Source organism: Pedobacter sp. 10L46_2, from assembly GCF_056395165.1.
Window position 1 is genome coordinate 1 of the sequence record NZ_JBFTIZ010000347.1, and the last position, 4,198, is coordinate 4,198.

7 protein-coding genes are annotated in these 4,198 nt (G+C 36.8%); 3 read left to right on the forward strand and 4 right to left on the reverse strand.

Annotated elements, in window-relative coordinates:
- A partial coding sequence (locus AC1DDX_RS24510; protein ID WP_477622752.1) for a hypothetical protein occupies positions 1–464 on the forward strand: 464 nt, incomplete at its 5' end.
- Positions 465–736: 272 nt separating this feature from the next.
- Here the strand turns inward: AC1DDX_RS24510 and AC1DDX_RS24515 are convergent.
- Both AC1DDX_RS24515 and AC1DDX_RS24520 read right to left on the reverse strand, forming a co-directional pair.
- On the reverse strand, positions 737–1,342 hold the full coding sequence (locus AC1DDX_RS24515) for a helix-turn-helix domain-containing protein (RefSeq protein ID WP_337717757.1): 606 nt from the start codon (positions 1,340–1,342) through the stop codon (positions 737–739).
- A gap of 144 nt (positions 1,343–1,486) precedes the next feature.
- The gene (locus AC1DDX_RS24520) at positions 1,487–1,957 is read right to left on the reverse strand and encodes an SRPBCC family protein (RefSeq protein WP_288883027.1); all 471 of its coding nucleotides are present in this window, start codon (positions 1,955–1,957) and stop codon (positions 1,487–1,489) included.
- Positions 1,958–2,062: 105 nt separating this feature from the next.
- On the opposite strand from AC1DDX_RS24520, the gene AC1DDX_RS24525 reads away from it, so the two are divergent.
- Positions 2,063–2,497, forward strand: coding sequence for a MarR family winged helix-turn-helix transcriptional regulator (locus AC1DDX_RS24525; RefSeq protein WP_337717759.1), 435 nt, complete (start codon positions 2,063–2,065; stop codon positions 2,495–2,497).
- A gap of 3 nt (positions 2,498–2,500) precedes the next feature.
- Positions 2,501–2,995 (forward strand): GNAT family N-acetyltransferase, encoded by a 495-nt coding sequence (locus tag AC1DDX_RS24530; RefSeq protein ID WP_337717761.1) that lies wholly within the window; start codon positions 2,501–2,503, stop codon positions 2,993–2,995.
- Here the strand turns inward: AC1DDX_RS24530 and AC1DDX_RS24535 are convergent.
- Together AC1DDX_RS24535 and AC1DDX_RS24540 are read right to left on the reverse strand one after the other, a co-directional pair.
- Positions 2,992–3,609, reverse strand: coding sequence for a response regulator transcription factor (locus AC1DDX_RS24535; protein WP_288883031.1), 618 nt, complete (start codon positions 3,607–3,609; stop codon positions 2,992–2,994). The genes AC1DDX_RS24530 and AC1DDX_RS24535 overlap by 4 nt on opposite strands.
- Positions 3,602–4,198 (reverse strand): sensor histidine kinase (locus AC1DDX_RS24540; RefSeq protein WP_477622753.1); only part of this gene is annotated, 597 nt, incomplete at its 5' end. The genes AC1DDX_RS24535 and AC1DDX_RS24540, both read right to left, overlap by 8 nt.

Here is a 4,198-nt window from a genome sequence, read left to right on the forward strand (position 1 = left end):
CAATTGCACTATCTGAAAAGCTTACAAGTTTGTTGATCAAACTAAATGTGAGCGATTTGATTGTTATCTCAGACCTGAAACTAAGTTTCGTTGGAAATTCAGACAATAAGTATCCTCCTTTCCAAAAAGCCACTCAGAAATTTAATGCGATAACAAAGGATTTAGAATATGATGAAGCTTTTAAAATTAGCCTGATTGACCTACCCACCTTTATTGAAATTATATTTTGGATAGAACGCTGTGATGCACGGGCTCCTGAGTTTATTTACTTTTGTGATGCAGATGAAAAGATTGCATTTTATTTATGTAAATCTGGTAGCATTCATATAATTGAATATGCCAATAAAATTCTTTCTGATGACCTAATTGAGAGTCTGGAAATGCACCTTATTAATGGCTATTGCGAAGAGAAATTTTCATCAAGCAGCAAAATCGAAGGCAGGATATCTAGTAGGTCTGTGTGACATTATAAGATTTGGTTCAATCTACAAAGCTTGAGCAAATGAGATTGAAAGCATGACTAAAATAAAAAGGACGGATATTTTTTTCATTGCGTTAAGTGTGCTACTCGGTTAGCCAATTTTTAATAAACATCAAGACTAACACGATGATAAACATAATAATTCCGTAAAAAGGAGTGCGAAATACCCAGTGCCTGTCGCTTGTTGGTATTCTGTCTAGTTTTTTGAGTTCGTTAGGATCCATAAAATAGGTATAAAGATTGCAATTTAAACTTTTATCTTAAAAAAGGAATAGCTGGCTGATAGAATACTTTTCTGGTATTGTAACTTCTTATCGTGTTTACAATGATGAAAACCAGATTAACAACATACAGTATGGGCACCATCAGTATAAATGATTCCATAGCGCCTAAATTAAAAATCTGAAATCCCCTAACTATTGAGCCGCCAATATGAAAGATTTGGGTAACAATCGGAAAAATAGAGAAGAACATAACTAAAATGCACCAGGATATTTGAAAGTTCAATAGCCTTTTACCAGTCTCATTTATGTATTTAATTTTGTCTTTTTTGAGCATCCACAGTGCCAATGGCACTACTATTCCCAGTATTGGAAAAGCTATAAAACTAAGTGCAGATAAATTTAGCACCACCAGAAAACCGCGATCCTCACTTTCTGTCCAATCTATCAATTCATCAGGAGTTACATTTAAAGCCTTTGCCAAACGTTGTAAGGTATCCCCTCTTGCTTCAGTCTCTCCTCCCTCAATTCGTTGAATTGTTCTTAGGCTAAGTTGAGATTTTTCAGCCAGCTCTTCCTGACTCATGCCTTTGCGACTGCGTAGTTCTTTAATCTTTTTTGCTAAGTCTATATTTTTCATTTTAGAACGTTTTATGTACATGACAAAGGTATTACTAAGGCCGAAATTGTTTTGCGACTTGTTTACGACATATTTACGTCATACATGTCTAATAGCCTTTGTTTACCTCTAAAAGCTCTAAATAACACTAAATCTACACGATAATTAAAAGTTAAAAAGCCCCTGTTGTCTTTCGCCATATTCCTTTAATACTTTATTCCTTTGAACCAGCAAATCTGTTACATATCGGTTAAGAAAAAGCACATTTGCCAGTTTCCCCAGAACTCCAAGCGGAGAAACATAATTAAAAACATCTGTCATCAATGTGCCTGCTCCACTTGCTTCAAAAATATGCTCGTGCCTAAATGACTTAAAAGCTCCGAAAACCATTTCATCCACAAAATAATCAGGAGATTTCATTTCAGTTATTTTAGAACTCAATCTCTGTACAATCCCAAAATGCCTGGCTTCCCATGTCACCGATTCATTTAATTCAATGAGCCCCGACATCTTTCCTGCAACAGCTCTTTCATTGGTATGTACCGTTGAAATTTGATGAAGATCGATGCTTCTGGCAAGATCAAAGACCGTTGCCCGATCAGCATTTATGAAAGTTTCTATTCTGATAATTGGCATATACAAATAAAGGAAATGTTTCAGTGGTTTCACCCCATAATCTAATCATAAAGAAAATGACTTTAAATTAGTTGACTTTGTCAACCATAATTATTATTTTTGTTTATGGATAAACATGATGTAGATAAAATCAGGGCTTTTAATAGGTTTTATACCAAAGTGATTGGCTTGCTTGACAAATTCCTACTTGACAGCAAATTTACACTACCAGAAGTAAGGGTAATGTATGAGATCTATCACGCTAAAAAAATCAATGCCAAAACAATCACTGAGCTACTAGACATGGACAAAAGCTATTTAAGCAGGGTATTGCTAAGCTTTGAGAAAAAAGGCCTGATAGAAAAAACATCAGATCATGCAGATGCCAGAGTGCAACTGATTGCATTGTCGGCTACAGGTGCAAAGGAGTATGAAAAACTCAATAAGGCCAGTGACAATCAAATTGCAGACATCATGGAAAATCTTAATGATCAAGAGGTTAATAAACTGATCTCGCACATGGAGGCCATCCAAAATATTCTTTCAAAAATTAGTAAATAAGAAATGGAAAAGACACAGGACATTACCATCCGCACAGAAATAAGACCAGGTGATCTGGGATATGTAATGTACAGGCATGGCAAGATATATGGTGAAGAGTACAATTATGGCGTAAACTTTGAATCTTACGTTGGTGCAGGCTTGCACGAATTTTATAAAAATCATGATCCCGAGCTCGATCGGGCATGGATATGCGAACAGGGGCATAAGATAGTAGGTTTTATGCTATTGATGCACCGTGAAAACGGTACCGCCCAGTTGCGCTATTTCTATTTTGAGCCTGAATGTCGGGGATTGGGCCTGGGCAACACACTTATGCAGCTTTTTATGGATTTTGCAAAAGAACGTAAATATAAACATGCCTATTTGTGGACAACTGATCATTTACCGGCAGCTCATCACCTTTACAAAAAATTTGGGTTTAGGTTAACAGAAGAAAAGCCTTCAAATGATTTTGGCAAACCGCTTGTTGAACAACGTTACGACCTGGCTTTTTAAGCAATCAGCCCGTTATTGATAGCAAATGTAGCCAGCTGACCTGTGCTATTGATACCCATTTTTCTGAAGATGTTTTTTCGATGAGTTTTTACTGTATGTTCTGAAATGAACAGTTTACCTGCTATTTCGGCACTTGTAAGCCCATTTACAACCAGGCGTATAATTTCAATTTCCCTTTCACTTATGTGATAAGGTAAATGCTCAATTGGATTAATAAAATCAGTAATGCTATCAAAATAAGATTTACTGTCGATTACCCGCTCTATGGCCTCTAACAGATCCTTGCTTCCCCGGCTTTTTAAGAGACAACCATCGGCCCCTGCCTTAATCAATTGGTCTATATATGACTTTTCAGGAAACATGGTTAATATAACCACCTTTGTTTTAGGGCTATTTTTTTTGATCCATTCTGTACACTGAATTCCATTAAGCTTTGGCATATTTATATCCAGAATTACCAAATCGGCCTTTCTCTGCAACATTAACTCAACCAGTTCCTGGCCATCAGTTGCCGTTCCTATGATTTTAAGATGAGGCTGCGCTTTTAGTATTTCACTAAGCCCCTCCACAAAAATAGCATGATCATCTGCAATGTAAATCAATAGCTCATCCATAGTTTGTGATTTCTATAATGTAAGTAATTCCATTAGACAAAGAGTCGAAAGTGAGTTTCCCGTTAATGTGGCTCACTCTTGATTTGATATTGCTTATTCCCATTCCCATTGATGCCTGATCGTTGATATCAAAGCCTTTTCCATTATCCTCATAAATCAAGGTAACATCACGATCTATTACCGTAATTTCAATTCTCGCCTCACTTGCCATGGCATGTTTTAAGGTATTCGTAAATAGTTCCTGAATGATCCTGTACAGTTGCAAAGATATTTCTTCGGGCAGTGGACTTGCTATATCGATAACTGCTAGTACCTTCAGCTTGCCTGATTCATTTATAGCTTCGGCGAGTTGTAGCAGTGCAGCTTTTAATCCGAAGCCAGACAAAGCCCTAAGGTCTAGTTTATGCGAAAGTTTCCTGATTTCCAGACCCAGATCCTCTGCTATTACATTCATTTTTCCGTTCAATTCTTTGATGTAATCCGGATCAGCATGAGTAACCGATAAATCGCTGTAAATCTTTAAGGTAGCAAGTAAACTACCTACATTATCATGTAATTCTGCAGCTATCCGCTTTCGTTCCTGCTCCTG

Bases quoted from the DNA above. Each gene is read 5' to 3' on its own strand.
- AC1DDX_RS24535 (WP_288883031.1), bottom strand. From the start codon at position 3,609: ATGGATGAGCTATTGATTTACATTGCAGATGATCATGCTATTTTTGTG.
- AC1DDX_RS24525 (WP_337717759.1), top strand. From the start codon at position 2,063: ATGGATAAACATGATGTAGATAAAATCAGGGCTTTTAATAGGTTTTAT.
- AC1DDX_RS24530 (WP_337717761.1), top strand. From the start codon at position 2,501: ATGGAAAAGACACAGGACATTACCATCCGCACAGAAATAAGACCAGGT.
- AC1DDX_RS24515 (WP_337717757.1), bottom strand. From the start codon at position 1,342: ATGAAAAATATAGACTTAGCAAAAAAGATTAAAGAACTACGCAGTCGC.
- AC1DDX_RS24520 (WP_288883027.1), bottom strand. From the start codon at position 1,957: ATGCCAATTATCAGAATAGAAACTTTCATAAATGCTGATCGGGCAACG.